At 73.3% G+C, this 22,538-nt stretch carries 17 protein-coding genes and 1 pseudogene; 8 read left to right on the top strand and 10 right to left on the bottom strand.

Annotated elements, in window-relative coordinates; all coding sequences use genetic code 11:
• Positions 1 to 128: 128 nt before the first annotated feature.
• From ACFYOH_RS14950 to ACFYOH_RS14940, 3 genes are all read left to right on the top strand, one after another.
• Positions 129 to 2,639 carry a SpoIIE family protein phosphatase gene (locus ACFYOH_RS14950; protein ID WP_388625599.1) on the top strand — a complete coding sequence of 837 codons (2,511 nt, stop codon included), beginning with the start codon at positions 129 to 131 and terminating at the stop codon, positions 2,637 to 2,639.
• Between the two features lie 83 nt (positions 2,640 to 2,722).
• Complete coding sequence (locus ACFYOH_RS14945) at positions 2,723 to 5,461, top strand: SpoIIE family protein phosphatase (protein WP_388625597.1); 2,739 nt, start codon at positions 2,723 to 2,725, stop codon at positions 5,459 to 5,461.
• Between the two features lie 67 nt (positions 5,462 to 5,528).
• Complete coding sequence (locus ACFYOH_RS14940; protein WP_388625595.1) at positions 5,529 to 6,848, top strand: hypothetical protein; 1,320 nt, start codon at positions 5,529 to 5,531, stop codon at positions 6,846 to 6,848.
• A 13-nt stretch (positions 6,849 to 6,861) separates the two neighbouring features.
• Here ACFYOH_RS14940 and ACFYOH_RS14935 read toward each other — a convergent pair whose 3' ends face one another.
• Together ACFYOH_RS14935 and ACFYOH_RS14930 are read right to left on the bottom strand one after the other, a co-directional pair.
• Complete coding sequence (locus tag ACFYOH_RS14935; protein ID WP_388625593.1) at positions 6,862 to 7,095, bottom strand: hypothetical protein; 234 nt, start codon at positions 7,093 to 7,095, stop codon at positions 6,862 to 6,864.
• A 91-nt stretch (positions 7,096 to 7,186) separates the two neighbouring features.
• Complete coding sequence (locus tag ACFYOH_RS14930) at positions 7,187 to 9,037, bottom strand: glycoside hydrolase family 15 protein (protein ID WP_388625590.1); 1,851 nt, start codon at positions 9,035 to 9,037, stop codon at positions 7,187 to 7,189.
• 153 nt (positions 9,038 to 9,190) lie between these two features.
• On the opposite strand from ACFYOH_RS14930, the gene ACFYOH_RS14925 reads away from it, so the two are divergent.
• Positions 9,191 to 9,397, top strand: coding sequence for a hypothetical protein (locus ACFYOH_RS14925; protein WP_388625588.1), 207 nt, complete (start codon positions 9,191 to 9,193; stop codon positions 9,395 to 9,397).
• A 144-nt stretch (positions 9,398 to 9,541) separates the two neighbouring features.
• Here the strand turns inward: ACFYOH_RS14925 and ACFYOH_RS14920 are convergent, their stop codons facing one another.
• The 5 genes and pseudogenes from ACFYOH_RS14920 to efeU all read right to left on the bottom strand — a co-directional run bounded on the left by ACFYOH_RS14920 (position 9,542) and on the right by efeU (position 16,236).
• On the bottom strand, positions 9,542 to 10,675 hold the full coding sequence (locus tag ACFYOH_RS14920) for a molybdopterin-dependent oxidoreductase (protein WP_388625586.1): 1,134 nt from the start codon (positions 10,673 to 10,675) through the stop codon (positions 9,542 to 9,544).
• Between the two features lie 398 nt (positions 10,676 to 11,073).
• A pseudogene (locus tag ACFYOH_RS14915) lies at positions 11,074 to 11,549 on the bottom strand (DUF5709 domain-containing protein).
• A gap of 68 nt (positions 11,550 to 11,617) precedes the next feature.
• Entirely contained in the window at positions 11,618 to 12,775 is a 1,158-nt protein-coding gene (locus ACFYOH_RS14910; protein WP_388625583.1) for a HoxN/HupN/NixA family nickel/cobalt transporter, read from the bottom strand.
• Positions 12,776 to 12,877: 102 nt separating this feature from the next.
• A complete protein-coding gene (gene efeB, locus ACFYOH_RS14905) occupies positions 12,878 to 14,149 on the bottom strand; it encodes an iron uptake transporter deferrochelatase/peroxidase subunit (RefSeq protein WP_388625581.1) in 1,272 nt (423 codons plus the stop codon).
• A 56-nt stretch (positions 14,150 to 14,205) separates the two neighbouring features.
• Positions 14,206 to 16,236 (bottom strand): iron uptake transporter permease EfeU, encoded by a 2,031-nt coding sequence (gene efeU / locus ACFYOH_RS14900; RefSeq protein WP_388625579.1) that lies wholly within the window; start codon positions 16,234 to 16,236, stop codon positions 14,206 to 14,208.
• Between the two features lie 216 nt (positions 16,237 to 16,452).
• Between efeU and ACFYOH_RS14895 the strand changes: the two genes are divergently transcribed.
• The 4 genes from ACFYOH_RS14895 to ACFYOH_RS14880 are packed head-to-tail and all read left to right on the top strand — an operon-like array spanning position 16,453 to position 18,782.
• Complete coding sequence (locus ACFYOH_RS14895) at positions 16,453 to 17,112, top strand: DedA family protein (protein ID WP_388625576.1); 660 nt, start codon at positions 16,453 to 16,455, stop codon at positions 17,110 to 17,112.
• On the top strand, positions 17,112 to 17,411 hold the full coding sequence (locus tag ACFYOH_RS14890; RefSeq protein WP_388625573.1) for a hypothetical protein: 300 nt from the start codon (positions 17,112 to 17,114) through the stop codon (positions 17,409 to 17,411). Before ACFYOH_RS14895 ends, ACFYOH_RS14890 begins: the two co-directional genes overlap by 1 nt.
• Positions 17,408 to 18,163, top strand: coding sequence for a phosphatase PAP2 family protein (locus ACFYOH_RS14885; protein ID WP_388625570.1), 756 nt, complete (start codon positions 17,408 to 17,410; stop codon positions 18,161 to 18,163). The genes ACFYOH_RS14890 and ACFYOH_RS14885 overlap by 4 nt, the downstream gene beginning before the upstream one ends.
• Complete coding sequence (locus ACFYOH_RS14880; protein WP_388625567.1) at positions 18,117 to 18,782, top strand: response regulator transcription factor; 666 nt, start codon at positions 18,117 to 18,119, stop codon at positions 18,780 to 18,782. Before ACFYOH_RS14885 ends, ACFYOH_RS14880 begins: the two co-directional genes overlap by 47 nt.
• Positions 18,783 to 19,001: 219 nt before the next feature.
• On the opposite strand, the gene prcB is transcribed toward ACFYOH_RS14880, so the two are convergent.
• The 3 genes from prcB to ACFYOH_RS14865 all read right to left on the bottom strand — a co-directional run bounded on the left by prcB (position 19,002) and on the right by ACFYOH_RS14865 (position 22,394).
• Positions 19,002 to 19,856 carry a proteasome subunit beta gene (prcB, locus tag ACFYOH_RS14875; RefSeq protein WP_388625564.1) on the bottom strand — a complete coding sequence of 285 codons (855 nt, stop codon included), beginning with the start codon at positions 19,854 to 19,856 and terminating at the stop codon, positions 19,002 to 19,004.
• 73 nt (positions 19,857 to 19,929) lie between these two features.
• On the bottom strand, positions 19,930 to 20,910 hold the full coding sequence (locus tag ACFYOH_RS14870) for a YbhN family protein (protein ID WP_388625561.1): 981 nt from the start codon (positions 20,908 to 20,910) through the stop codon (positions 19,930 to 19,932).
• Positions 20,907 to 22,394, bottom strand: coding sequence for a hypothetical protein (locus ACFYOH_RS14865; protein ID WP_388625968.1), 1,488 nt, complete (start codon positions 22,392 to 22,394; stop codon positions 20,907 to 20,909). The genes ACFYOH_RS14870 and ACFYOH_RS14865 overlap by 4 nt, the downstream gene beginning before the upstream one ends.
• Positions 22,395 to 22,538 lie beyond the last annotated feature (144 nt).

Genomic DNA, 22,538 nt, shown 5'->3' with positions numbered 1-22,538 from the left:
CCGACCGTCCCGGCCCCTTTCCTCGGCCCTCTCCCTGTTTCCCGCTCGTACCAGGTGCGTCGCACGGTCCTCCAGGCGCATTCTTGCTGTGTCATCCACCTGAAGGCGCACGGGACGAGGCAGGGGCGATGACTGGGAGCGGTGGCGAGCAGGCGGTCCGTACGCGGGCCCGGCTGGCCGCGCTGCTGGCCGACACCTCGACCGGTGCGCTCGGTGCGGCCGGCGGCCGGGTGGCGGCCGTGTATCTGCGCTCCGGCACCCCGGGCCTGCTGCGCCTCGCGGCCCTCGCGGGGCTGCCCGGACCGCTGTTCCGGCCCTGGTGGCGACTGCACGTGCAGCGCCCCTTCCCCGTCGCCGACGCCTACCGCCTCGGCGTGCCCGTGGTGCTGGCGAACGCCGCCGAGACGGTGCGCCGGTATCCGCAGTTCGCGGCGGGCCTGCCCTTCCCGTTCGGATCGGTGCATGTGCCGGTGCCGGGCGGGAGCGAGCCGCTCGGGGTGCTCATGGTGCTGCGCCCGGCGGTGACGGACACCGCGGACGAGTTGCTGGACCGGGAGCTGCTCGACAGGCTCGCCGAAGGCCTGGGTGCCGAGTTGCTCGGGCTCGCCGACGGCGACCCGGGCGCGGTGGCCTGGGACCGCGAGCCGCTGTGCGTCCGGCCGCCCGCGAGCCGGCCGGCGCAGGCCGTCGTGGCGCGGTTCGGCTGGGATCCCGTGACCTCGGCGGTGCGCGCGGACGACCGGCTGCACGCCCTTCTCGGGCTGTCCCCCGGCGACTTCGAGGGGACGGACACGGCGCTCGCGCACGCGCTGGCCCCGCACGACGCACACCTGGTCCTGGCCGCGCTGCGCGACACCGCGGCCGGGAAGCCGCCCGCCGCGCCGCTGCGCCTGCGGGCGCTGGACGGCACGCCGCGGCTGCTGGACCTGTGGCCGGCCACCGAGGGCGGGGCCGGCGAGCAGGTCGACGGCGTGGTGGTAGCCCCCGGGCGCGCCGAGTCCGCGGACGGCGCGGCCGACCTGCTGCCGCAGGGCGTGTTCTGCCTGGACCGGCTGGGGCTGATCGTGTACGTCAACGAGGCCGCGGCCCGGCTCGCCGGCCGGGACCGGGAGTGGCTGCTCGGGCGCTCGCTGTGGGAGGCGATGCCGTGGCTGGGCGGTGCGCCGTACGACGACCATCTGCGCGGCGCGCTGCTGTCCCCGGGCCCGGTGCACTTCCATGTGCGCCGGCCGGCCGGGGAACGCGGCGAGCCCGGCGCGGACGACTGGCTCGCCGTGTCGGTGCACTGCAGCGAGGACCTGCTGAGCTGCACGCTCGTCCCGGCCAGCCGGATGGACCCACCGGCCGGGCCGGCCGTCGAGGAGCACGTCCTGGAGGACACGGTGACGGTCGGCGGCTCGCTGGCTCCGCTGTACCGGCCGATCGCCCTGGCCATCGCGCTGGCGGACGCGGTGACCGCCCGGCAGGTGTCGGCGGTGGTGGTGCGGGAGCTGCTGCCCGCGTTCGGCGGCGGCTGCCTCGCCATCTACCTGCTCCAGGAACGGCATTTCTATCTCGCCTGGGAGACGGGCTTCCCGCAGGGGTTCCTCGATCCCTTCGAGGGGATCGGCCTCGACGCGCGGCTGCCGGGCGTGGAGTGCCTGACCACGGGCCGGCCGCTGTTCTTCGAGTCGATGCAGCAGATGGCGGCCGCCTACCCGGGCATCCCGCTGGACGCGGACGAGGGCGCCCGGGCCTTCCTGCCGCTGATCGCCTCCGGCCGGCCGGTCGGCTCGTGCATCCTCGGCTTCGACTGCTCGCGCGGCTTCAGCGCCGAGGAGCGCACGGTCCTCACCGCGCTCGCCGGGCTGATCGCCCACGCCATGGAACGGGCCCAGCGCTACGACAGCGAGGCGGCCCTCGCCCGCGGCCTGCAACAGGCGCTGCTGCCCCGCCGGCTTTCGGCGCATCCGCAGGTGGAGACCGCGGGCCGGTATCTGCCGGGCACGCAGGGCATGGACGTGGGCGGTGACTGGTACGACGTGGTCGAGGCGGGTGACGGGCTCGCGCTGGTGATCGGTGATGTGCAGGGGCACGGGGTGCAGGCGGCGGCCACCATGGGGCAGTTGCGCAGTGCCGTACGGGCGTTCGCGCTGGGCGACCGGCCGCCCGACGAAGTGCTCAGCGGTACCAACCACCTGCTGATCGACCTCGATCCCGGTCAGTTCGCCAGTTGCTGCTATCTGCGGCTGGACCCCGCCACCGGCCGTACCCGGATCGCCCGGGCGGGGCATCCGCCGCCGCTGCTGCGTTCCCCCGACGGGCGGACCCGGCTGCTGGACGTCCCCGGCGCTGTCGTCCTCGGGGTGGACCCGCAGGCCCGGTACCCGGTGGCCGAACTGCTGCTGGAGCCGGACGCGATCCTCGCGCTGTACACGGACGGGCTGGTGGAGCGGCCGGGCGCGGACATCGACGACGGCATCGAGGCGCTGCGGCTGGCGCTCGCCAGGACCGGGGCCGCCGCCGGGCGCCGGGGCGGGCGGTCGCTGGCCGGGGTCGCCGACCGGCTCACGGCCGCCGCCCGGCACGCCACCGACCGGCCCGACGACGTCGCGCTGCTGCTCGCCGCCCGCCGTTCGGGCCCCGTACGCCTCCGGTGAGCGGACCGCGCGGCTCCGAACGGCCGTAGCCACCTCGGGTGATGGTCTCGCCGGAGCGGGCCGGGCAGTGTAGACATGGGCACATGGTGCGACTGCCCGGCCGAAGTGCGACCCGGCCGCCCCGTCCTTCCGGGCCCCCGCGCGCATCGGGGAGCCCGGGGCCGCGGGGCTCGGGCGGGAACGGCGGCGGTCCCGGGGCGCTGCGGTCGGTGGTGACGGGGCGCAGCGTCGCCGGGCAGGTGTTCGTGCTCCAGGTGGTGATCGTGCTGCTGCTGATCGTCGCGGCCGTGGTGGCACAGGTGCTCCAGGTGCGGCGCGACAGCGACATGGCTGCCCAGAACCGCTCGCTCGCCGTCGCCCAGTCGTTCGCGAACGCGCCGGGCACGGCGGCCGCGCTGCGCTCCCCGGACCCGACGGCCATCCTCCAGCCCAAGGCCGAGGCCACGCGCAAGGCGACCGGCGTGGACTTCGTCGTCGTGATGACCACCGACGGCATCCGCTACACGCACCCCAACCCCGACCGCATCGGAAAGAAGTTCGTCGGCACCATCGGCCCCGCGCAGGCCGGCGGCACGGTCGTGGAACACGTCACCGGCACCATAGGCCCGCTGGTGCAGGTCGTGGTGCCCGTGAAGGACGCGGCCGGCAAGGTGGTGGGCCTGGTGTCGGCGGGCATCACCACCGCGCATGTGGGCGGGGCCGCCAAACAGCAGCTGCCCCTGCTGCTCTCGGCGGCAGCGGCGGCGCTCGCGCTGGCCACCGCGGGCACGGCCCTGGTCAGCAGACGCCTGCTGCGCCAGACGCACGGCCTCGGGCCGTACGAGATGACCCGGATGTACGAGCACCACGACGCGGTGCTGCACGCGGTCCGGGAGGGTGTGCTGATCGTCGGCGACGAAGGCCGGCTGCTGCTCGCCAACGACGAGGCGCACCGGCTGCTGGACCTGCCCGAGGACGCCGAGCGGCGCAGCGTGCTGGAGCTGGGCCTGGACGACGAGACGGCGGCGCTGCTGGCCTCGGGCCGGGTGGCCACGGACGAGGTGCACCTGGTCAAGGACCGGCTGCTGGCCATCAACCAGCGCCCCACCGATGTCCGCGGCGGCCCCGCGGGCAGTGTCACCACGGTGCGCGACTCCACCGAGCTGCGCGCCCTGTCCGGCCGGGCGGAGGTGGCGCGCGAGCGGCTGAACATGCTGTACGACGCCGGGGTGGGCATCGGCACCAGCCTAAACGTCGCCCGTACCGCCGAGGAACTGGCCGAGCTTGCGGTGCCGAGGTTCGCGGACTTCGCGACCGTGGACCTGTTCGACGCGGTGCTGCACGGCGAGGAGCCCAAGCCGGGCACCGCACTGCGCCGCGCCGCCTGTGCCGGCATCCGCGAGGACTCCCCGCTGTATCCGGTCGGCGAGCGGATCCGGTTCGTGGCCACCTCGCCGCAGGCGCGCAGCCTGACCACCGGGCAGTCGGTCCTGGAGCCCGTGCTGCGCGAGGCGCCCGGCTGGCGCGCGCAGAACCCGGAGCACACCGGCCGGGTCCTGGCGTACGGCATCCACTCGCTGATCACGGTGCCGCTCCGGGCGGGCAACCTGGTGCTCGGCGTGGCGAACTTCTGGCGTGCGGAGAAGCCGCAGCCGTTCGACTCCGAGGACCTGGCGCTCGCCGAGGAGCTGGTCGCGCGGGCGGCGGTGTCCATCGACAACGCCCGCCGGTACACCCGCGAGCACAGCATGGCGGTCACGCTGCAGCGCAGTCTGCTGCCGCGCTCGCTGCCGGAGCAGGACACGCTGGAGATCGCCTACCGCTATCTGCCGGCGCAGTCCGGGGTGGGCGGCGACTGGTTCGACGTGCTGCCGCTGTCCGGTGCCCGGGTGGCGCTGGTGGTGGGGGACGTGGTGGGGCACGGGCTGCACGCGGCGGCCACCATGGGCCGGCTGCGCACGGCGGTGCACAACTTCTCCGCGCTGGATCTGCCGCCCGACGAACTCCTCGGTCTGCTGGACGAGCTGGTGGGCCGGATCGACCAGGACGAGACCGCCACGGACGGTTCCGCGGCGATCGCCGGAGCGACCTGCCTGTACGCGGTGTACGACCCGGTCGCACGGCATTGCAGTCTTGCCCGGGCCGGCCATCCGCCGCCCGCGCTGGTGCAGCCCGACGGCCGGGTGGAGTTCCCGGAAGTGCCGGCCGGGCCGCCGCTGGGTCTGGGCGGGCTGCCGTTCGAGACGGCCGAGCTGGAGCTGGCGGAGGGCAGCCGGCTGGTGCTGTACACCGACGGGCTGGTGGAGGACCGCGAGCGGGACATCGACGTGGGTCTCGAACTGCTGAGCGGCGCCCTGCGCGACACGCCGGGCGCCTCGCCGGAGGAGACCTGCCGCGCCGTGCTGGACCGGCTGCCGGCCCGGCCGAGCGACGACGTCGCGCTGATCGTCGCCCGGACCCGGGTGCTGGGCGCCGACCGGGTCGCCGAGTGGCAGGTGCCGTCCGATCCGGCGGCGGTGTCCGAGGTGCGGAGCGCGGTGACCAGGAAGCTCGCCGACTGGGACCTGGTGGAGCTGGACTTCACCACCGAGCTGATCCTGAGCGAGCTGGTCACCAACGCCATCCGCTACGGGCGCGGCCCGATCGGGGTACGGCTGCTGCGCGACCGCACTCTGATCTGCGAGGTGTCCGACCGCAGCACGACCTCCCCGCATCTGCGGTACGCGGCGACCACCGACGAGGGCGGCCGGGGCCTGTTCCTGGTCGCGCAGCTCGCCGACCGCTGGGGCACCCGCTACACCTCCGACGGCAAGATCATCTGGGCCGAGCAGCCGCTGCCGTAGACCTCGGCGGAACGGTGTCCGGGAATTGTGTTGAGGACACGTCAGCAAACGGGTGATGATCTCCGGCATGTTCTCACGCAGGAATCGCCGCCCGAAGTCCCCCGATCTCCTCAAGGCCTGGGAGTCCCTGGACTCGGGGGATGTGCCCGGTGCGCTGCGGCAGTTGCGGGCGGCCGGCGAGGAGCAGCCGCTCGCGGAGGTGGCCCTGGTGGTGCGGCGGGCCGCGGCAGCGGCGGGCTTCGACGACCTCGCGGAGGCCGCCGCGGCTCTCGCCGCCGACCCCGAACGCCCCAGGGCGCTCTTCGACTTCGGGTACGCCTGCGTCGAACGCGGCGTGTCCCACCTGGCGATCCCGCCGCTCCGCGAGGCGCTGCGCCGCAGCGACGGTTCGCTCGTCGTGCTGCGGGAGCTGGTGTCGGCCTACGAGGACGAGGGCCGGCACCGCGAGGCGGTCACCGAACTCGCCCGGCACGAAGGGACGTTCCAGGACTGGCCGGACCGCTATCTGCTGGTGTTCAACGCCGTGCTGGCGGGCGATCTGGAGCTGGCCCGGCGCCAGCACGCACTGCTGGCCGACCCCGAGGACACGCAGTGGCAGCCGGCGCGGGACCGGCAGACCCGGGTGCTGGAGCGCGCGGCCGACGCCGAGCGGGTGTCCTCGCTCGATCTGACCGATCTGCGCGGCTGGCAGTACGTGATCGCCGGCACGGTCCTCGGCACCCTGTCGCCGTACGGCTTCGACGCGGGCATGCACGGCCGCTACGCCTGGCTGCAGGACACCCCCGACGGCTGTCTGCGCGGTCTGCTGCGGCTGCGCACGCTGCTCGAAGCCACCGAGATGCGGCCGCGGTCGGTGTCGCTGCTGCCCGACCGGGACTCGCGGATCCTCGGTCTCGCCGCGGCGGAGGTGCTGGACCTGCCGGCCGAGCCGTTCGCGCCCGGCCGGACGGACACGGTGGTCGTCGCCTACGACCTCGACGGACTGGCGGCGCACGACGGCGGCCCGGAGATCGTCGGGCAGCTCTTCGAGCGCGTGCCCGGTCAGGTGCTGCACGCGCACGCGAGCTGCTGGACGGACCCGCCCGCGATCACCCCGGACAGCGTGGCGCTGCTGCACCAGTCGGTGGTGCCGCCCTGGGGTGAGCACCTGCTCGCGGGCGCGGACGGCGGCGTCGAGCGGGGCCCTGTGGACGACCGCCCGGAGGCGGAGATCGCCGCCGAGGTGACGGCCGCCGACCCCGCCGCCGATCCCGGGGACGGCGAGGGCCCGGCGGACGACGACGCCCCGTTCGCCGCGTTCGCCGGCGCCGTCAGGGGCACCTGGCTGCGCGGCGACCGGGCGCGCGTCGACTCCGCCGGGCCCGTCCCGAGTTCCCGCTTCGCCTGAGCGGAGGAGGCGGTCAGCCGCTCAGCCGCTCGCGCAGCAGTTCCTTGCCCATCTCGGCGCCCTTGCGGCTGTCGGCCTGAGCCTTGTGGAACAGGTCCATGAGCTCCCGGTCGTTGTCGCGTTCGGCGTCCTGGATGTACGTCTCAAGGCGCAGGGCGTTGTCCAGACACGCCTCGACGTACCAGATGAGGTCGTAGTTCTTGTCGCGGGTACCGGTGACGCCACCTGTCTCACTGGAGCTGGTCATACGAGGTCTCCTCCTTCTGTCGACCCTGCGTCGGTCTCCTTTCGGAGACTCCCGGGTACCCGTACGACCTGCGCACACACCGCCCCGATGGTCAGCCGAGGGCGCGGTCGAGGTTGAAGGCGGCGCTGATCAGGGACAGGTGGGTGAACGCCTGCGGGAAGTTCCCCTGTTGCTCGCCGGTACGGCCGATCTCCTCCGCGTACAGCCCGAGGTGGTTGGCGTAGGTGAGCATCTTCTCGAAGGCCAGCCGGGCCTCGTCGAGCCGGCCGGCCCGCACCAGCGCCTCCACGTACCAGAAGGAGCAGATGGAGAAGGTGCCCTCGTCGCCGCGCAGTCCGTCGGGGCTGGCCTGCGGGTCGTAGCGGTAGACGAGGGAGTCGGAGACCAGGTCCTCGGTGAGGGCGTCCAGGGTGGACAGCCACTTGGGGTCGGTGGGCGCGATGAACTTGGCGAGCGGCATCATCAGCAGCGAGGCGTCCAGCACGTCGCCGCCCTCGTGCTGCACGAAGGCGCACCGGCGCTCGGACCAGCCGCGGTCCATGATCCGCCGGTAGATCGTGTCGCGGGCCTGCCGCCAGCGGGGCAGCTCGGCGGGCAGGCCGCGGTGGTTGGCGAGGCGGATGGCCCGCTCGATGGCCACCCAGCACATCAGCCGCGAGTACGTGAAGTTCTTGCGGCCGCCGCGGGTCTCCCACACGCCCTCGTCGGGCTGGTCCCAGTGCGTGCACACCCAGTCGACCAGCCTGCACACGTCGTCCCACTGGCAGCTGGAGATCGGCTGGGCCCATTTGTCGTAGAGGTAGATGGAGTCGATCAGGGCCCCGTATATGTCCAGCTGGAGCTGGTCCGCGGCGGCGTTGCCGACCCGGACCGGGGCGGAGCCCAGATGGCCCTGCAGGTGCGGCAGCTCGCGCTCGGGCAGGTCGGGGCGGCCGTCGATGCCGTACATGATCTGCAGCGGCGGCGCGGAGCTGTCGGTGTCGCAGGGGCTGACGTGCGTGGTCAGGAAGCGCATGAAGGCCTCGGCCTCCCCGGCGAAACCGAGCCGCAGCAGCGCGTACACGGCGAAGGCGGCGTCCCGTACCCACACATACCGGTAGTCCCAGTTCCGCTCGCCGCCGAGCTGCTCGGGCAGGCTGGTGGTGGGGGCGGCGACGATGGCGCCGGTGGGCCCGTAGGTGAGCAGCTTCAGGGTCAGGGCGGAGCGGTGCACCATCTCGCGCCAGCGGCCCCGGTAGCGGGACTGGCGCAGCCAGTGCCGCCAGTAGGCGACCGTGGCGTTGAACTGGTGCTCGGCCTCGGCGTGGGCGCAGCCTCGGGGGGCCACGGCGTCGCCCACCTGGTCGAGGGCGAACACCGCCGACTCGCCTTCGCCCAGCTTGAAGTCGCCGCGCGCGTCCCGCTCGTCGTGCTCCAGGTCGACGGTGGAGATCAGGGCCAGGGACCGCTCGGCGGACTCGAAGACGATGGTGCCGCCCATGGTGCGCAGGGTGTGCGGGGCCGCGCCGTAGTCGAACCGCGGGGCGATCAGCACCCGGAAGGGTACGGTGCCGCGGACGCAGACCACGCGCCGGATCAGCCGGTGCCGGCCCGCCTCGCCCGTGCCGGCCGTGCCGTCGGAGGTGACCGGCATGAAGTCCTGCACCTCGCCGACGCCGTCCTCGGTGAAGAACCGGGTGATCAGTACGTTGGTGTCGGGGAAATAGAACTGCTTGGTACGCGCGGGTACGGCGGCGGCCAGCTCGAAGCAGCCGCCGCGCTCGGCGTCGAGGACGGCCGCGAAGACGCTCGGTGAGTCGAAGGACGGACAGCAGTACCAGTCGATCGTGCCGTTCGTGCCGACCAGGGCCACACTGCGCAGGTCGCCGATGAGTCCGTGCTCGGCGATCGGCAGATAGCGGGGGTGGGACCGGACGTCCTCGGGAAACGGGGTCTCGGCCATCTGCGGCCTCCCGGTGAGCGGTGCGAGATGTTTTCCAGCTTAGGTGCGAGTGCTCTCGGGTGGCGTGGGAAGGCGCTGCGGGGAATGGTGAGAGAGTGCCCCGTTCGGCGGCACCGGCACGGATGCGGTCATCCGGACCGAGGAGGAGGCATCATGTCGACGATCACACCCGACGAGTCCCGGTCGTCCGACGACCACTGCACCCCGGACGCCCTGCTCCACTCCGCACCCTCCAGGGATGTCACCCCGGAGGATCTGGTGATGGCGGCGGGCAGGGACGTCACACCGAAGAACCTCGACTGGGCACGCCGCAAGATGGAGAAGGAGGGCCCGACAGCCATCGAGAGGCTGATGCCGTAGGGCGGTCCGGGGAAGCAAGGGCTACTTTTCAACGGGGGCACAACAGCCGATTCGAATGGGCGCGGGGCCGTATGCGATGTGCGGCTCCGCCGCGGGGTGCGATCAACCACGCACAGCCCGCACCCCGCCACACCACGCAAGCTGCTACGGCGAGTGGGCGTCGGCCACGCACACCACCCGCACCCAGCACACCGCGTTGTTGCCGAAGCCACCCCGGTTCCAGCACTGGTCAAGGGGCTGGCTGCGACCACCGGCGTCGGTCGCCCGTGCGCCCACCGCGTATGCGCCGGGCACCGCGGCCCAGTCGTGGTGCCAGCGGCGCCACGCCCACCTGTGCCCGTCCGCCACCGGCTCGAGGTGGGCCGGCACCCAGTGGGCGCCACCGTCCGTGCTGACCTCCACCGAGGAGACGGGGGCCTGCCCGGACCAGGCGCGGCCGACGAGCCTCACCGCCCCCGGCCGCACCACCCGCGTGCGGGACATGAAGTCGGGGAAGCCGGGCGGCACCAGCAGGGCGCGTGGCGCGACCCGCGTGACCGGCTCGCCCGGCTCGTCGGCGGTGCGCCTGATCCGATACGCGACCGACTGCTGGAAGCCTGTGAACGGCACGTCGCTCACCGTGACCGAGCGCAGCCACTTCACCTGCGCCATGCCGTACCAGCCGGGCACGATCAGCCGCAGCGGCCGGCCGTGCTGCGGGGGCAGCGGGGCGCCGTTCATGGCGGTGGCGACCAGCACCTCGGGGTCGTGGCCCGTGGCCACGACCAGGGGCAGGGCGCGCTGGTAGTCCTGCTCGACGCCCCGCTCGACTCCGTGATCGGCGCCGGTGAAGACGACGTCGGCGGCCGCCGGGTCCGCGCCCGCCTCGGCGAGCAGCAGCCTGAGCGGCACGCCGGTCCAGTCGGCGGTGCCGACCGCCTCCACCAGCCAGGGCTGGCTGACCGGCCGCGGGGTCAGCAGGGCCCGGCCGTTGCCCGCGCACTCCAGGGTCACCCGGGTGGTGACCTGCGGGAAGGACAGCAGGTCTGCGAGGGACAGGTCGAGCGGGGTGCGCACTCGGCCGTCGACGGTCAGCCGCCAGGCACCGGCGTCCGGCACGTACGGGATGTCGTAGTGCGTGAGGACGTAGTGCAGTCCGGGCGGGGTGACGTCGTGCCGCAGCGCCTCCAGGGGCAGACCGTGGTTGCGGGTGGCGAGCGCGAGTTCGTCGGCACCGATCCCCTCGCCGGGACCGGCCAGCCGGGCGGGGGAGCTCACGTCGCCGGTTCGCTCGCCCATGGCGTCATTGTCCTCCCGGGGCACCGGCGCGGCGACCAAGGCCGGCACCGGCGGCAACTGCCGCGCGGCTCCGGGGATTTCGGCGGCGGCGATCCCTTCCGGGGCGGCCCGGAGGGCTGACAGACTCCGCAGGTGCACGCTGCTCGGGGTTCACTGCTCCGTGGTCTACCTGGTCAACGCGGTGTTCAACTGTCCGACGCCGGCCGAGTCGTACAAGGTCGCTGCGCTGGACGCGACGAATCGGCTCCGCCAGGTTGACCGGTTGGGGTAGCGCCGTTGGGGTTGCTGTTCGGCGCCGGGGTGCGGGTGGTCTGTGGTTGCTCGCGCCCACGCGGCGGAGCCGCATATCGATACGGCCCCGCGCCCCTTGGTGGGACCAGTCCCGTCGGCCGACCAGCTCAGGTCTCCTCCTCGACCACATGCACGGCTGCCTCTTCCGCCCCCGCCGCTCCCCCGTCCACGCCCACGTCCCGGGCGATCTCTCCTTGGTGGTGTCCGTGTGCGCGCCCTCGTCCGGGGCGACCAGGCGGCCTGCGCGGGACTCGCGCGCCTCGGGGTCGACCGGCTCGCCCTCACCGCCGGGGAGGTCGCCGATCTCGTCGCCCAGCGGTGCCTGCGCGTCCGGGGTCTCCTGGGCGAGGCGTTCGTGCAGGGTCTCCCCGGCGTGCTGCTCGGCGGCGGTGGTGCCCTTCTTGGTGACGGCCAGGGGGCGTTCCGGCGGGTAGTAGCCCTCGTCGAGGACGTCGTCGTAGGTGCGCTCGTCGACCGCGTCCTGGAGGTCCAGGGGACCGGCATCCGCCTGTTCCTCATTGGTTCCGGTGGGCTGGTAGGCGTCGTCCGCCATCGGGGTCTGCTCGGACTGCTGGTCGCTCATGGTCGCCTTCCTCTGGGCTCGCGACGGTCCCGGTCCGCGTTTCCCGGAAGCGGGCGGCTAACCCCCGGTCAGGACCCCGACTGGTCGGCCGTGGCCAGGCCCTGCGTCCACTTCTCCTCGATGCGGCCCGCCTTCCACACCAGCAGGGCGACGGCCCAGGTGGCGAAGAACAGGCCGACGATGACGAAGCCGACGGTGTTGAGGTCGAGGCCGGAGATCCAGTCCCAGAAGGCGCCGTGCAGGTCGAGCTTGTCGGCGAGGAGGCCGAGGAGCTCGACGGTGCCGATGATGAGGGCGACGGCGACGGACAGGCCGGTGATGGTGAGGTTGTAGTAGACCTTGCGGACGGGCTTGGAGAACGCCCACTCGTAGGCGAAGTTCATGAACGAGCCGTCGATGGTGTCCAGCAGGGACATGCCGGCCGCGAAGAGCACGGGCAGGCAGAGGATGGCGTACCAGGGCAGGCCGGAGGCGGCGCCGGAACCGGCGAGCACCAGCAGGGCGATCTCGGTCGCGGTGTCGAAGCCGAGGCCGAACAGCAGGCCGAGCGGGTACATCTGCCAGGGCTTGCTGATCGAGCCGGTGACCCGGCCGAGGAGGCGGTTCATGAAGCCGCGGTTGTTCAGCTGTGTCTCCAGCGCGGCCTCGTCGTAGGCGCCGGAGCGCATCTGCCGGAAGACCTTCCAGATGCCGGCCAGGATGACGAGGTTGATGCCGGCGATGAGGTAGAGGAAGGTGCCGGAGACAGTCGTACCGATCAGGCCGGTCACCTGGTGCAGATGCGAGTTGTCGTCGCGGACCGGTCCGGCCAGGGTCTTCATGCCGAGCGAGAGCAGCAGGGAGAGGCCGAAGACGATGCTGGAGTGGCCGAGGGAGAACCAGAAGCCGACCGACAGTGGGCGCTGCCCCTGGCCCATGAGCTTGCGGGTGGTGTTGTCGATCGCCGCGATGTGGTCGGCGTCGAAGGCGTGCCGCATGCCGAGGGTGTAGGCGGTGACGCCGATGCCGATGCCGAAGGACTGGGTTCCCACGCTGAAGTGCTGCGGAGCGATGACACCGATCAGGGTGCCCCAGCCGATGATGTGCAGGGCGAGCACGAACGCGGCCATTCCGCCGACCCTGGTCCATTCCTGGCGCGTCATGGAGCCGCGGACGCGTTGCCAGGCCGAGCGCTTGGCGTCGGCCTGGGCGGGGAGGGACGGAGCGGAACCGGGGGCGGCCGTCATCGGGAGGGGCATCCTTCTGTGGTGCGGGTACGGCTGCACAGCGCAGCCATGCGCTATACAAACGCACTTGCAACCAATGTGCAATAAGGCCGCCGGGTGCCCTCAGCCGGAGAGCATGCCCCGCCCCAGCCAGTCCTTGCCGTCCCGGACGCCGGGCAGGGCGAAGAAGTAGCCGCCGCCCGTCGGGGAGATGTAGTCCACGAGGGGCTCGTCGATCAGCCGGGTCTGCACCGCCTCGAACTGGCGCTTGACGTCCTGGTTGTAGCAGCAGAAGACCAGGCCCATGTCGAGGTTGCCGACGTTGTCCACGCCCCGGTCGTAGTTGTAGCCGCGGCGCAGGATCCGGGAGCTGTCGGTCGAGGCCTTGCGCGGGTTGGCGAGGCGGATGTGGGCGTCGAGCGGGATCGCGGTGCCGTGCGGGTCCTTGGCGTAGTTGGGGATGTCGGTCTCCTTGGCCCCGTCGAGGGGCGCGCCGGTGTCCTTGCGGCGGCCGAACATCCTCTCCTGCTCGGTGAGCGAGACCCGGTCCCAGAACTCGACCAGCATCCGGATGATCCGGATGACCTGGTAGCTGCCGCCCTTGGTCCAGGCGGGCTCGCCCTGGCCGTCGCCGACCCAGATCAGCTTGTCCGTCTCGCGGGCGGAGGTGACGTCCGGGTTGGCGATGCCGTCCTTGAAGCCGAGCAGGTTGCGCTGGGCGCCGGTGGGGCGCGGTGCGTTCTGGAAGCCGTCGATGCGCCACTTGATCTGCATTGCGCCGCGGGTGTGCCGGGCGATGTCGCGCAGCGCGTGCAGCACGGTGTCCTGGCTCTGGGCGCAGATCTGCAGGGACAGGTCCCCGTGGCACTCGGCCGCGTTCAGGTTGTCGTTGGGGAAGGTCCGCATCGGGGTGAGCCGGGCGGGCCTGGCCTTGCCGAGACCGTAGCGGCCGTCGAACAGGGAGGCGCCGACACCTACGGTGACGGTGAGGCCGTCCGAGGGGACCTCAGGGCCGAGGATGCCGTTGTCGGAGGGCGGCGCGCCGACGCCCAGGTCGGCGGGGGCGCCCCCGGAGGTGAGGAAGCGGGCCCGCTCGGTGATGGTCTTCAGCAGGTCGGTCAGGCCCTTGCGGTCGTCGGCTATGACGTCCAGCGAGACGAAGGTGGCGGCGGCCGGTGCCGGGGTGACGATGCCGGCCTGGTGGGCCCCGTGGAAGGGGACCTTGGCCGTGCCGTCGGCGTTCGCCGACTGCGCCTGCGCGGTGCCGCCGCTCTCGCCGAGGGCGAAGCCGCCGCCGGCCAGTACCGCTCCGGCGGCACCGGCACCCAGCGCGGTCCGCACGAAGGAGCGGCGGGCGGGGCCGACGGGGCAGGCCGACGGTTCGGCAGTGGACATCGCGGGGTTCCCTTCGGGGTGCGGGTGCGCGGACATGATCGGGCGGGCTTCGGACATCAGGCGGACTTCCGGATCTCGAGCAGGTCCGGGATCGGGGCGAGGTCTTCCAGCAGCTGGCCGGTGGCACCGTTCAGGTGCTGCCGGTCGGTCTGGGCGAGCCGGTCGACGGGGGTCCAGTGGCCGCCGTCGTGGGCGGCGTCCAGGAGTTTCTGCACACGGGCGATGTCCGCGTCGACCGTCGGGAGCACCTTGGGCGCGCGGCTGGTGAGCAGCGGCTTGAGGACGGTGAGCAGCTCGCGGGTGCCGCTGAGGTTGGCGTCGGCGGTGGCGAGGTTGGTGCCGCTGCCCTCGTCGGTGTCGCCGGTCAGCTCGAACTGGAGGGTGTTCTCCAGGATCTCGTGTGCGCGCAGCGGGAGGTCGCCCGGGTCGAAGTCCTGGGTCGGGAACGCCTTCTGCAGTCCGGCGGAGTCGGTGGCGAGCTGCTGGGCCGGGCCGGTCAGGTCCTTGGCCGACTGGCCGTGCCACAGGCCGTACTCGATGCGGTGGAAGCCACTGAAGTCCTTGTCGTTCACGCCGTCGGCCAGTCCGTCGGCCCGGCCGTTGATCTTCTTGTCGAAGTCCTCGAAGGTGCCGTAGGCGGCGCCGAGCGAGGAGTAGGTCAGGTGGGCGGTGAGCCAGTCGGTGCGGGCCTTGTCCAGGTGGTTGCCCCGGATGTCGTCGGCGAGGGTCCTGGTCTGGCCGACGAGGGTGGCCAGACCCTGGCCGACGTACGCCTTGTACGCCGTCAGGGGGCCCGCGAGGTCCTGTTCGGAGACGGGGACGACCGGCTTGGACGCGCCGCCGCCGCTGACGGTGACCGGCTTGGAGGTGACGGCCTTGCCGCCGGTGGGGACACAGCGCCAGGCGTAGGTGCCGCCGGCGACGGTGGCGACGAGGTCGCGGGTGGTGCCGGGGGCGAGGCCCTCGATCTCGCCGTAGACCGCGCTGGTCGACGGGTCGATCAGGTACACCTCGGAGGTCTTGCTGCCGGTGTTCTGCATCTGGAAGGTCTGCCGGCCCGGCTTCGGCGCGGTGAAGCCCTTGCCGCACTCGGTCTCGGAGACCGCGACGGTCTGGTCCCCGGCGGGCTTGGGCCGGGAGAGGGCGACGACGAATCCGGCGATCACGGCGGGTACGGCGACCACGGCGGCGGGCACCACCCAGACCGGCCGGCGCCGCTGCGGCCGGCCGGCCTTCGGCTCGCGCTCGCGGCGCTCCTTCGCCCGCTTGGGAGCCGTGGTCCGCACGCCGCGCACGAACAGGGTCATCACGACGGCCAGGTAGGCGACATAGGCCAGCACCTGGAGCCAGGTCATGGTCGGGGTGAGGTTGAGGACGCCCTGGATCAGGGTGCTGTACCAGGAGCCGGCGTCGACGCTGCTCGCGAGGTCGACCGCGTAGGCCGTCTTCCCGGGCAGCACGCCGCCCTCCTGGAGGTCGCGCAGGCCGTACCCGAGGACCCCGGCCGCGATGACGATCAGCACGGCGCCGGTGGCGGTGAAGAACTTCGTCAGGTTGATCTTCAGCACGCGCCGGTACAGGCCCCAGCACAGGCCTGTCGCGAGGACCAGGCCGATGGCGGCGCCGGTCATCGGTCCGGCCGACTCCCCGGCCGCCCGGGCGGTGGTCCACAGGAAGAGGGCGGTCTCCAGGCCCTCACGCCCGACCGCGAGGAACGAGGTGAGGATCAGCACGCCGGAGCCCATGGCGAGGGCGCCGGTCACCTTCTCCTTCAGCTCGCCGGAGAGGCCGCGGGCCGAGCGGCGCATCCAGAAGACCATGGCGGTGACGAACGCGACCGCGATCACGCTGAGGGTGCCGCCGAACGCCTCCTGGGCGGTCTGCGGCATGGAGGCGGCGGTGAAGGTGAGCACCGCACCGAAGCTCATCGCCACGGCGACGGCGGCCAGGACGCCGGTCCACACCTGGGGCAGCCGCGAGCGCGCCTCGGCCCGCACCAGGGTGGCGACCAGGATGGAGACGATGAGTCCGGCTTCCAGTCCCTCCCTGAGTCCGATCAGGAAACTCGGAAACGCGTCGTCCCACATGCCCTGCTGCCCTCCCTGTTAGTTAGCAAAGGCATACCTTACCTTCGCGGACCATCATGACCACGATCATGTAGTCGGCCGGTCATGAAGCGGCAACGGGCGGGTAAAGTCCGGGAACGTTCGCCGCTCTCCGTTCGTCTACGGGTCGTTAGACCGTCTACAAATGTGTAGTCGGATCCAGTCGAAGTCACAGTCGAAGGAAAGGGCGTACGGCGCATGGCCACTCCCCCACACCTGGCGTCGCAGCTCGCGGTCAACGTGCTCGACGCCCATTCGCTGCTCGCCGCCTTCGGCGTGCTCGGCGTCGGCGTGGTGCTCTTCGCGGAGACGGGACTGCTGATCGGGTTCTTCCTGCCCGGAGACTCCCTGCTGTTCACGGCGGGGCTGCTGTGCACGGGCAAGTCCGACAGCGCGGTGCACCTCTCGCTCGGGCCGCTGCTCGTCGCGGCGGCCGTCGGCGCGCTGGTCGGCGCGCAGTGCGGGTTCCTCATCGGCCGGAAAGCGGGCGGCGCGCTGCTGGCCCGCAGCCGGTCGGCGAAGCTGCGCGAGGGCGCGCAGCGCGCCGAGGAACTCCTGGAGCGGTACGGACACGCAAAGGCGATCGTGCTGGCCCGCTTCATCCCGGTGGTGCGCACGGTGCTGAACCCGCTGGCGGGCGCCCTCGAGGTCCCGGCCCGGACCTTCACCCTCTGGCAGGTGGCGGGCGGCCTCGTGTGGAGTCTCGGTGTCACGCTCGCGGGATACGCGCTGGGCTCCTCGATCCCGAGCATCGACAAGTACCTGCTTCCGCTGATCGCGCTGATCGTCGTGGTGTCCCTCCTCCCGCTCGCGGCCGAGGTGCTGCGCTCCCGCAGGGCGGCCAGGGAGACCCGCTGATGACGTCCGCTCCGTCCGGCTCCTCGGCCGACCGGCCGCTCCACCTCGACGTGGTGGGCCGGTGGCGGGGCCGCCGGCACAGGGCGGACGCGGCGGGTACGGAGCTGACCGTGCCGGTGGCGGCTGCGGCCCGCGCCGCGGCGGTCGCCCTGTTCTTCGTCTCCCGGCAGCCGGGCGCCGTCGCCCCGGTGTGCGCGCGCTTCCTGGCCATGATCGTCCTTCGCCGCCCGCAGACCCGCCGCACCGCACCCCTGGCGGGGACCTGGCTGCGCCCGCTGCTGGTGGCGGCAGCCGTATGAGGTCCGGACGGCTCGCGGCGTCGGCGGGCACAGTGGCCCTGGGCGCCTGGATGGCGTTCGCGGCGCTGGCCGCCGTGGTGGTGAGCGACCAGGGCAGCCCGCTCGCCCCGGACCGGGGCCTGCTGTCCTGGTCCGTCGAACACCGCCCGCCGGTCGCGGTGGCGCTGGCCCGCGGTCTGACCGCCACGGGCACGGGTGTCGTGCCGTACGTCCTGGTGGTCCTGGCCGGGCTGATCGCCGGACGCACCGGGCGGCAGCGGCTGGTGGCCGTGCCGCTCGCCGCGGTCTGCCTGGGCGCGGGCCAGGCGGTGCGGTACGGCGTGATGGAGCTGGTCGCCAGGGCCCGGCCGCCGCAGTACGACTGGCAGACCCAGGCCTCCGGCTGGTCGTTCCCCTCGGGTCACACGACCACGGCCGCGCTGACGGCGGGCCTGCTGATCACGGCCCTGTGCCTGCGTGCCCCACACGGCCGGACCGTGCTGTGTCTGCTGGTCGCGTGCTGGGGGGCGGGGGTCGGGCTGACCCGTGTCTTCCTGGGCGTGCACTGGTTCACCGACGTGGTGGGCGGCTGGCTGCTCGCCGTCGGCTGGCTCGGTGTCTTCGTCTGCGTGGTGGCCCGGTGGCTGCCCGGGCGATACGTCCCCCGTGCCCCGGAGCGGGGCACACCCCACCCGAACGACACGGCCGACGGGCCGGTGGAGAGACATGCACCCGAGGATCCTCATCGTCGAGGACGATCACGCCCTGCGTGACGTGCTGCGCCGCGGTCTGCAGGACGAGGATTTCGACACGGTCTGTGCCGGCGACGGCGCCACCGCGCTGCGGCTGGCGACACCGGACGTGTCCGGCGTCGTACTGGACGTCGGTCTGCCCGACGCCGACGGCCGCGACGTCTGCCAGGCGATGCGGGCCAACGGCTTCCTGGCCCCGGTCCTCTTCCTGACCGCGCGGCAGGGACTCACGGACCGCCTGTCCGGTTTCTCGGCCGGCGGGGACGACTATCTGCCCAAGCCGTTCCACCTCGCCGAGCTGGCCGCCCGGCTGCGCGCCGCCCTGCGCCGGACCGCGCCCCCGGCCCCGGCGGCCGCCGCGGGCGAGCTGGTGCTGGACGCCGTCCGGCACAGCGCCACCGTGTCCGGCAGGCGCGTCGATCTCACACCGACGGAGTTCCGGCTGCTGGCGGCGCTCACCGCGGCCGGCGGGGAGCTGGTGCGCCGCCGCGACCTGCTCCGCGCGGGCTGGCCGGAGGGGGCACAGGTCAGCGACAACACGCTGGACCAGTATCTGACCCGGCTGCGCCGCAAACTGCGCACGGCGGGCTGCGATCGGACCATCGCCACATCCCGCGGGATCGGCCACCGCCTGACCTGAGACGGTGGCACGACGGCCCGGGCGGTCCAGGTCCTGTCGTCGAACTCCCCCCGTCCGCCCGGAGGGCGGGCCTCGCGGCGTCAGCTGCGTGCTCTGGGGGTCCCCGTTGGCTGGCGGAGTGCCGGGCCGAGTGGGGGTGCCCGCTTTGGGGGAGCGTGCACGGCGTCGGGGGGCAGGCAGGAGTTCGACGACAGGGCCTGGCCCCGGCGCCGCTCGGGGTCAGGGGGTGGCGTGGGGGCCGTCCGGGCGGGCGCTGCGCTGCCGGATCATCTCCCGGCTGAGTTCCTCGGTCTCCTCCCCCGGCAGCCGCTCGAAGCCGTCCTCGGTGATGACGGCGACGACCGGGAAGATGCGGCGGTGCAGGTCCGGGCCGCCGGTGGCCGAGTCGTCGTCCGCCGCGTCGTACAGCGCCTGGAGCGCGGCGAGGACGGCCTCGCGCCGGGTGAGGCCCGGCCGGTACAGCTTCTTCAGCGCGCCACGGGCGTACGGGGAGCCGGAGCCCTCGGCGTGGAAGTCGTACTTCTCGTAGAGTCCGCCGGCCGCGTCGAGGCCGAAGATGCGGCCGCGGCCGCCGTCGGGCTCGGCGAGGTCGTACCCCGCGAGCAGCGGGACGACGGCGAGGCCCTGCATGGCCTGGGCGAGATTCTGCCGGATCATGGCCGCGAGCCGGGACGCCTTGCCGGCCAGGGTCATCGGCGTGCCCTCGATCTTCTCGAAGTGGGTCAGCTCGACCTGGAAGAGCCGCACCATGTCGACGGCGAGGCCCACGGTGCCGGCGAAGGCGACGGCCGTGTGGTCGTCGGCCGGATGCACCTTCTCCAGGTCGCGCTGGGCTATCAGGTTGCCCATGGTGGCCCGGCGGTCGCCGGCGATCAGCACGCCGTCGCGGTAGGTGAGGGCGAGCACGGTGGTGCCATGCGGGAACCTGTCGGGGGCCATCCGCACTCCGGCGGGCAGCACGGGCGCGGTGGGCAGCAGCCCGGGGCGGTGCGCGGCCAGGAACTCGGTGAAGGACGACGTCCCCGGCGTGAAGAACGCCTCCCCCGGCAGCCCCGCTGTGTCGTTCCCCGACATGGCTCTCCCCCTCCTGCACGGCATCGACACCCGACTCCTACCTGTGGCGGGCGTGCGGGAAACTCCCGCTGCCTCACAGGGCCTTGCGCCGCACCAGCACGCCGAGCACCAGCAGCCCCGGAAGCAGGGGCAGCCACACGGTCAGCAGCCGGTACCCGAGCACGGCGGAGGCGGCGGCCGCGCCGGGCGCGCCGGAGACGGTGAGGGCGAGGACGAGCGCCGCGTCCAGGGAGCCGAGGCCGCCCGGGGTGGGCAGCAGGGCGGCGGCGCTGCTGGCGGCGAGGTACAGCAGGGCCACCTGGAGCGGGGGCAACGGCAGTTCGACCGCCTGGGTGACGGCGATGAGGACCAGCGAGTGCAGCGCGGCGAAGGCGAGGGAGCCGCCCCACAGGGCCGCCGCTCGCGCGGGGCAGGTGTGCAGGGCGCGGATGTCGGCCAGGACGGCCGTGAGGGCCCGTCGGCAGCGCGCCCACCAGGGAGTGGCCGGCAGGGCCATGAGCAGCACGAGTCCACCGAGGGCGACGGCGAGGGTCGTCGGGGTGAGGTGCGGTGGACGCAGCAGTCCCGGGCAGGCCGGGACGAGCAGCGCGATCAGTGCCAGGCGGACCGAGGCGCCCGCGGTGGCCTTGACGGCGAGGGCACTGGCCGAGCGGCCCGCGGGCAGTCCGCAGCGCATCAGGAACCTGAGGTTCACCGCGCCGGCGCCGAGCCCGGCGGGCAGCAGATGGTTGGCGGCGGAGGCGGCGAACTGGGCGGCGACCAGCCGGTGTCCGGGCAGCCGTTGGAGCACCGCGCCCTGCTGGGCGAGGGCCGAGGCCGCCCAGGTGCCGACGGCCGCCGTGGCGCCGACCAGCAGCCAGCCCTGGTCGGCGCCGGCCAGCCGCCCGGCCCCGCTCTCCAGGGCGGGCCAGTGCCGGCGGGCCAGGTACAGCCCGCCGAGCAGGACGGCGAGCAGGACGCCCGCGTGCCAGTAGGCGTGCCGCCGGCCCAGGGACGTGGTGGGTTCCGGCGGGGACTCCAGCGGCCGTTCCCGGGTACGCAGCGGGGACGTCATCGGCCGCCCCTGGGTACGGAGTAGTACAGCCGCTGTCCGTCGAGCGGTTCGGACGGCCAGTGGCGGGCGTATCCGGGCGGCCTGGTGCCGTCGGGCACCAGCGCGGCGACCGGGATCCGGCGGGCGGTCCCGATGATGGCCTCCTGGGTGCCGTTGGCGTTGTGCCCGGCCGTCGCGGCCGAGGAACAGCCGGTGTAGAACGCGACAGGGATCGCCCCGTCCCCGGTGAGCAGGCAGGGCGGGCGGACGCCGAGCCGGTGCAGGAGGGCGGCGGTGCGGGACCAGCCGCGGTGGTCTGCGGTGGTGTTGCGGACCGTCTTCTCCAGGACCGCCAGCTGCACCGCGAGGTGGGCGGCGAGTCCGAGGCAGAGCAGTGTGGCGACGACCGGGCGCCAGGGCCGGCGCGGCGCGGTGAGCAGGTACACCAGGGCGCCGGCGACCGGCAGTGCCAGCAGGGCGTAGGCCGGGAGCAGGAAGCGCGGGGCGGCGTAGCCGATCATGAACAGATACGGGAAGGCGGCGGTGGCCGCGCAGGCGACCGGCAGCAGCGTGGCCGTCGTACGCCGGGCGCGGACGGCGACGACGAGCCCGAGCACGGCGAGCAGGGGCAGGACGAACCACCAGAGGGTGACCACCGGGTTGGGGAGGTGACCGGTGCACGGCCGGCACAGCGCCCGGCCGCCGAGGCTGCGCAGCTGGTCGACGACGGCGGAGTGCCAGCCGAGTCCACCCTGGATCCGCGAGCCCTCGGACAGCCGGCGCACCGGGCCGCCGTAATCGGTGTACGCCTCGATCACCCACTCGGTGCTGCCCGCCGCTAGCCCGGCGAGCAGCACCGCGAGCGCCCGCCAGTGCCGGCGGGCGAGGCCGAGGGCGAGGAGCGGCAGCACCACCCAGACGGCGTCCATGGGCCGCATCAGGGCCATGAGCGCGGCACTCGCCGCCAGGCCCCACGGGGCGGCCCGGTCGGCCCGGTCGGCGCGGGCGCGCAGGAAGCAGGCGACGGCGGCCAGGGCGCCGACGGCGACCCAGTAGTTGGGCATGGCCTGCGGGCCGTAGAACAGGGTGACCCACAGGGAGGCGAACAGGGCGCCGGCGAGGGCGAGCACGCGCACCGGGAACAGCCCGCGCCAGGCGCGCAGGGCCAGATGCAGGGCGAGGCCGGACAGGACGGCGAGGTAGATCCGTAGCAGTGCCGTGGAGGTGGACCAGGAGGCGACGGGCGCGACGAGCAGCGGGACGCCCCGCGCGCGGGGTGCGCTGAAGAAGGCGGCGGGGGCCTGGGGACTGACCTGGCTGACGTACACCGTCTCGTCCCAGCCGAGGCCCATGCCGGGCCGGACGAGGAGGAGTTGGGCCAGGGTGAAGGCCACGGCGACGGCCGCGAGCGGTGCGGTGGCAGGGAACGGCCGGATGCCGCGGGACGTGCGGAACGAGCGCGAGCGCCGGATTCCGGCGAGTGTGGCGTGCGCGCTGCCGGCCATCATCACCCCTCTGCCCCCGCGGCATGTGGGGACCCTTGTCACCCTACAGCCTGTAGGGTTGCGAACGGGAGTCGGGGAAAACACCGCCAAACTACCCCGAACCCGGGCCTCGCGCCGGGAGGATGGGGCCATCCGGCCGACGGC

Origin of the sequence: Streptomyces sp. NPDC007856, from assembly GCF_042868225.1 — a bacterium.
Taxonomy (GTDB): Bacteria; Actinomycetota; Actinomycetes; order Streptomycetales; family Streptomycetaceae; genus Streptomyces.
This window is presented reverse-complemented; position numbering and strand designations above follow the sequence as displayed.

What these genes read in the sequence shown, in the direction of transcription:
- ACFYOH_RS14950 (WP_388625599.1), top strand. Translation starts at nt 129, where the DNA reads ATGACTGGGAGCGGTGGCGAGCAGGCGGTCCGTACGCGGGCCCGGCTG.
- ACFYOH_RS14945 (WP_388625597.1), top strand. Translation starts at nt 2,723, where the DNA reads ATGGTGCGACTGCCCGGCCGAAGTGCGACCCGGCCGCCCCGTCCTTCC.
- ACFYOH_RS14940 (WP_388625595.1), top strand. Translation starts at nt 5,529, where the DNA reads ATGTTCTCACGCAGGAATCGCCGCCCGAAGTCCCCCGATCTCCTCAAG.
- ACFYOH_RS14935 (WP_388625593.1), bottom strand. Translation starts at nt 7,095, where the DNA reads ATGACCAGCTCCAGTGAGACAGGTGGCGTCACCGGTACCCGCGACAAG.
- ACFYOH_RS14930 (WP_388625590.1), bottom strand. Translation starts at nt 9,037, where the DNA reads ATGGCCGAGACCCCGTTTCCCGAGGACGTCCGGTCCCACCCCCGCTAT.
- ACFYOH_RS14925 (WP_388625588.1), top strand. Translation starts at nt 9,191, where the DNA reads ATGTCGACGATCACACCCGACGAGTCCCGGTCGTCCGACGACCACTGC.
- ACFYOH_RS14920 (WP_388625586.1), bottom strand. Translation starts at nt 10,675, where the DNA reads ATGGGCGAGCGAACCGGCGACGTGAGCTCCCCCGCCCGGCTGGCCGGT.
- ACFYOH_RS14910 (WP_388625583.1), bottom strand. Translation starts at nt 12,775, where the DNA reads ATGACGGCCGCCCCCGGTTCCGCTCCGTCCCTCCCCGCCCAGGCCGAC.
- efeB (WP_388625581.1), bottom strand. Translation starts at nt 14,149, where the DNA reads ATGTCCACTGCCGAACCGTCGGCCTGCCCCGTCGGCCCCGCCCGCCGC.
- efeU (WP_388625579.1), bottom strand. Translation starts at nt 16,236, where the DNA reads ATGTGGGACGACGCGTTTCCGAGTTTCCTGATCGGACTCAGGGAGGGA.
- ACFYOH_RS14895 (WP_388625576.1), top strand. Translation starts at nt 16,453, where the DNA reads ATGGCCACTCCCCCACACCTGGCGTCGCAGCTCGCGGTCAACGTGCTC.
- ACFYOH_RS14890 (WP_388625573.1), top strand. Translation starts at nt 17,112, where the DNA reads ATGACGTCCGCTCCGTCCGGCTCCTCGGCCGACCGGCCGCTCCACCTC.
- ACFYOH_RS14885 (WP_388625570.1), top strand. Translation starts at nt 17,408, where the DNA reads ATGAGGTCCGGACGGCTCGCGGCGTCGGCGGGCACAGTGGCCCTGGGC.
- ACFYOH_RS14880 (WP_388625567.1), top strand. Translation starts at nt 18,117, where the DNA reads ATGCACCCGAGGATCCTCATCGTCGAGGACGATCACGCCCTGCGTGAC.
- prcB (WP_388625564.1), bottom strand. Translation starts at nt 19,856, where the DNA reads ATGTCGGGGAACGACACAGCGGGGCTGCCGGGGGAGGCGTTCTTCACG.
- ACFYOH_RS14870 (WP_388625561.1), bottom strand. Translation starts at nt 20,910, where the DNA reads ATGACGTCCCCGCTGCGTACCCGGGAACGGCCGCTGGAGTCCCCGCCG.
- ACFYOH_RS14865 (WP_388625968.1), bottom strand. Translation starts at nt 22,394, where the DNA reads ATGGCCGGCAGCGCGCACGCCACACTCGCCGGAATCCGGCGCTCGCGC.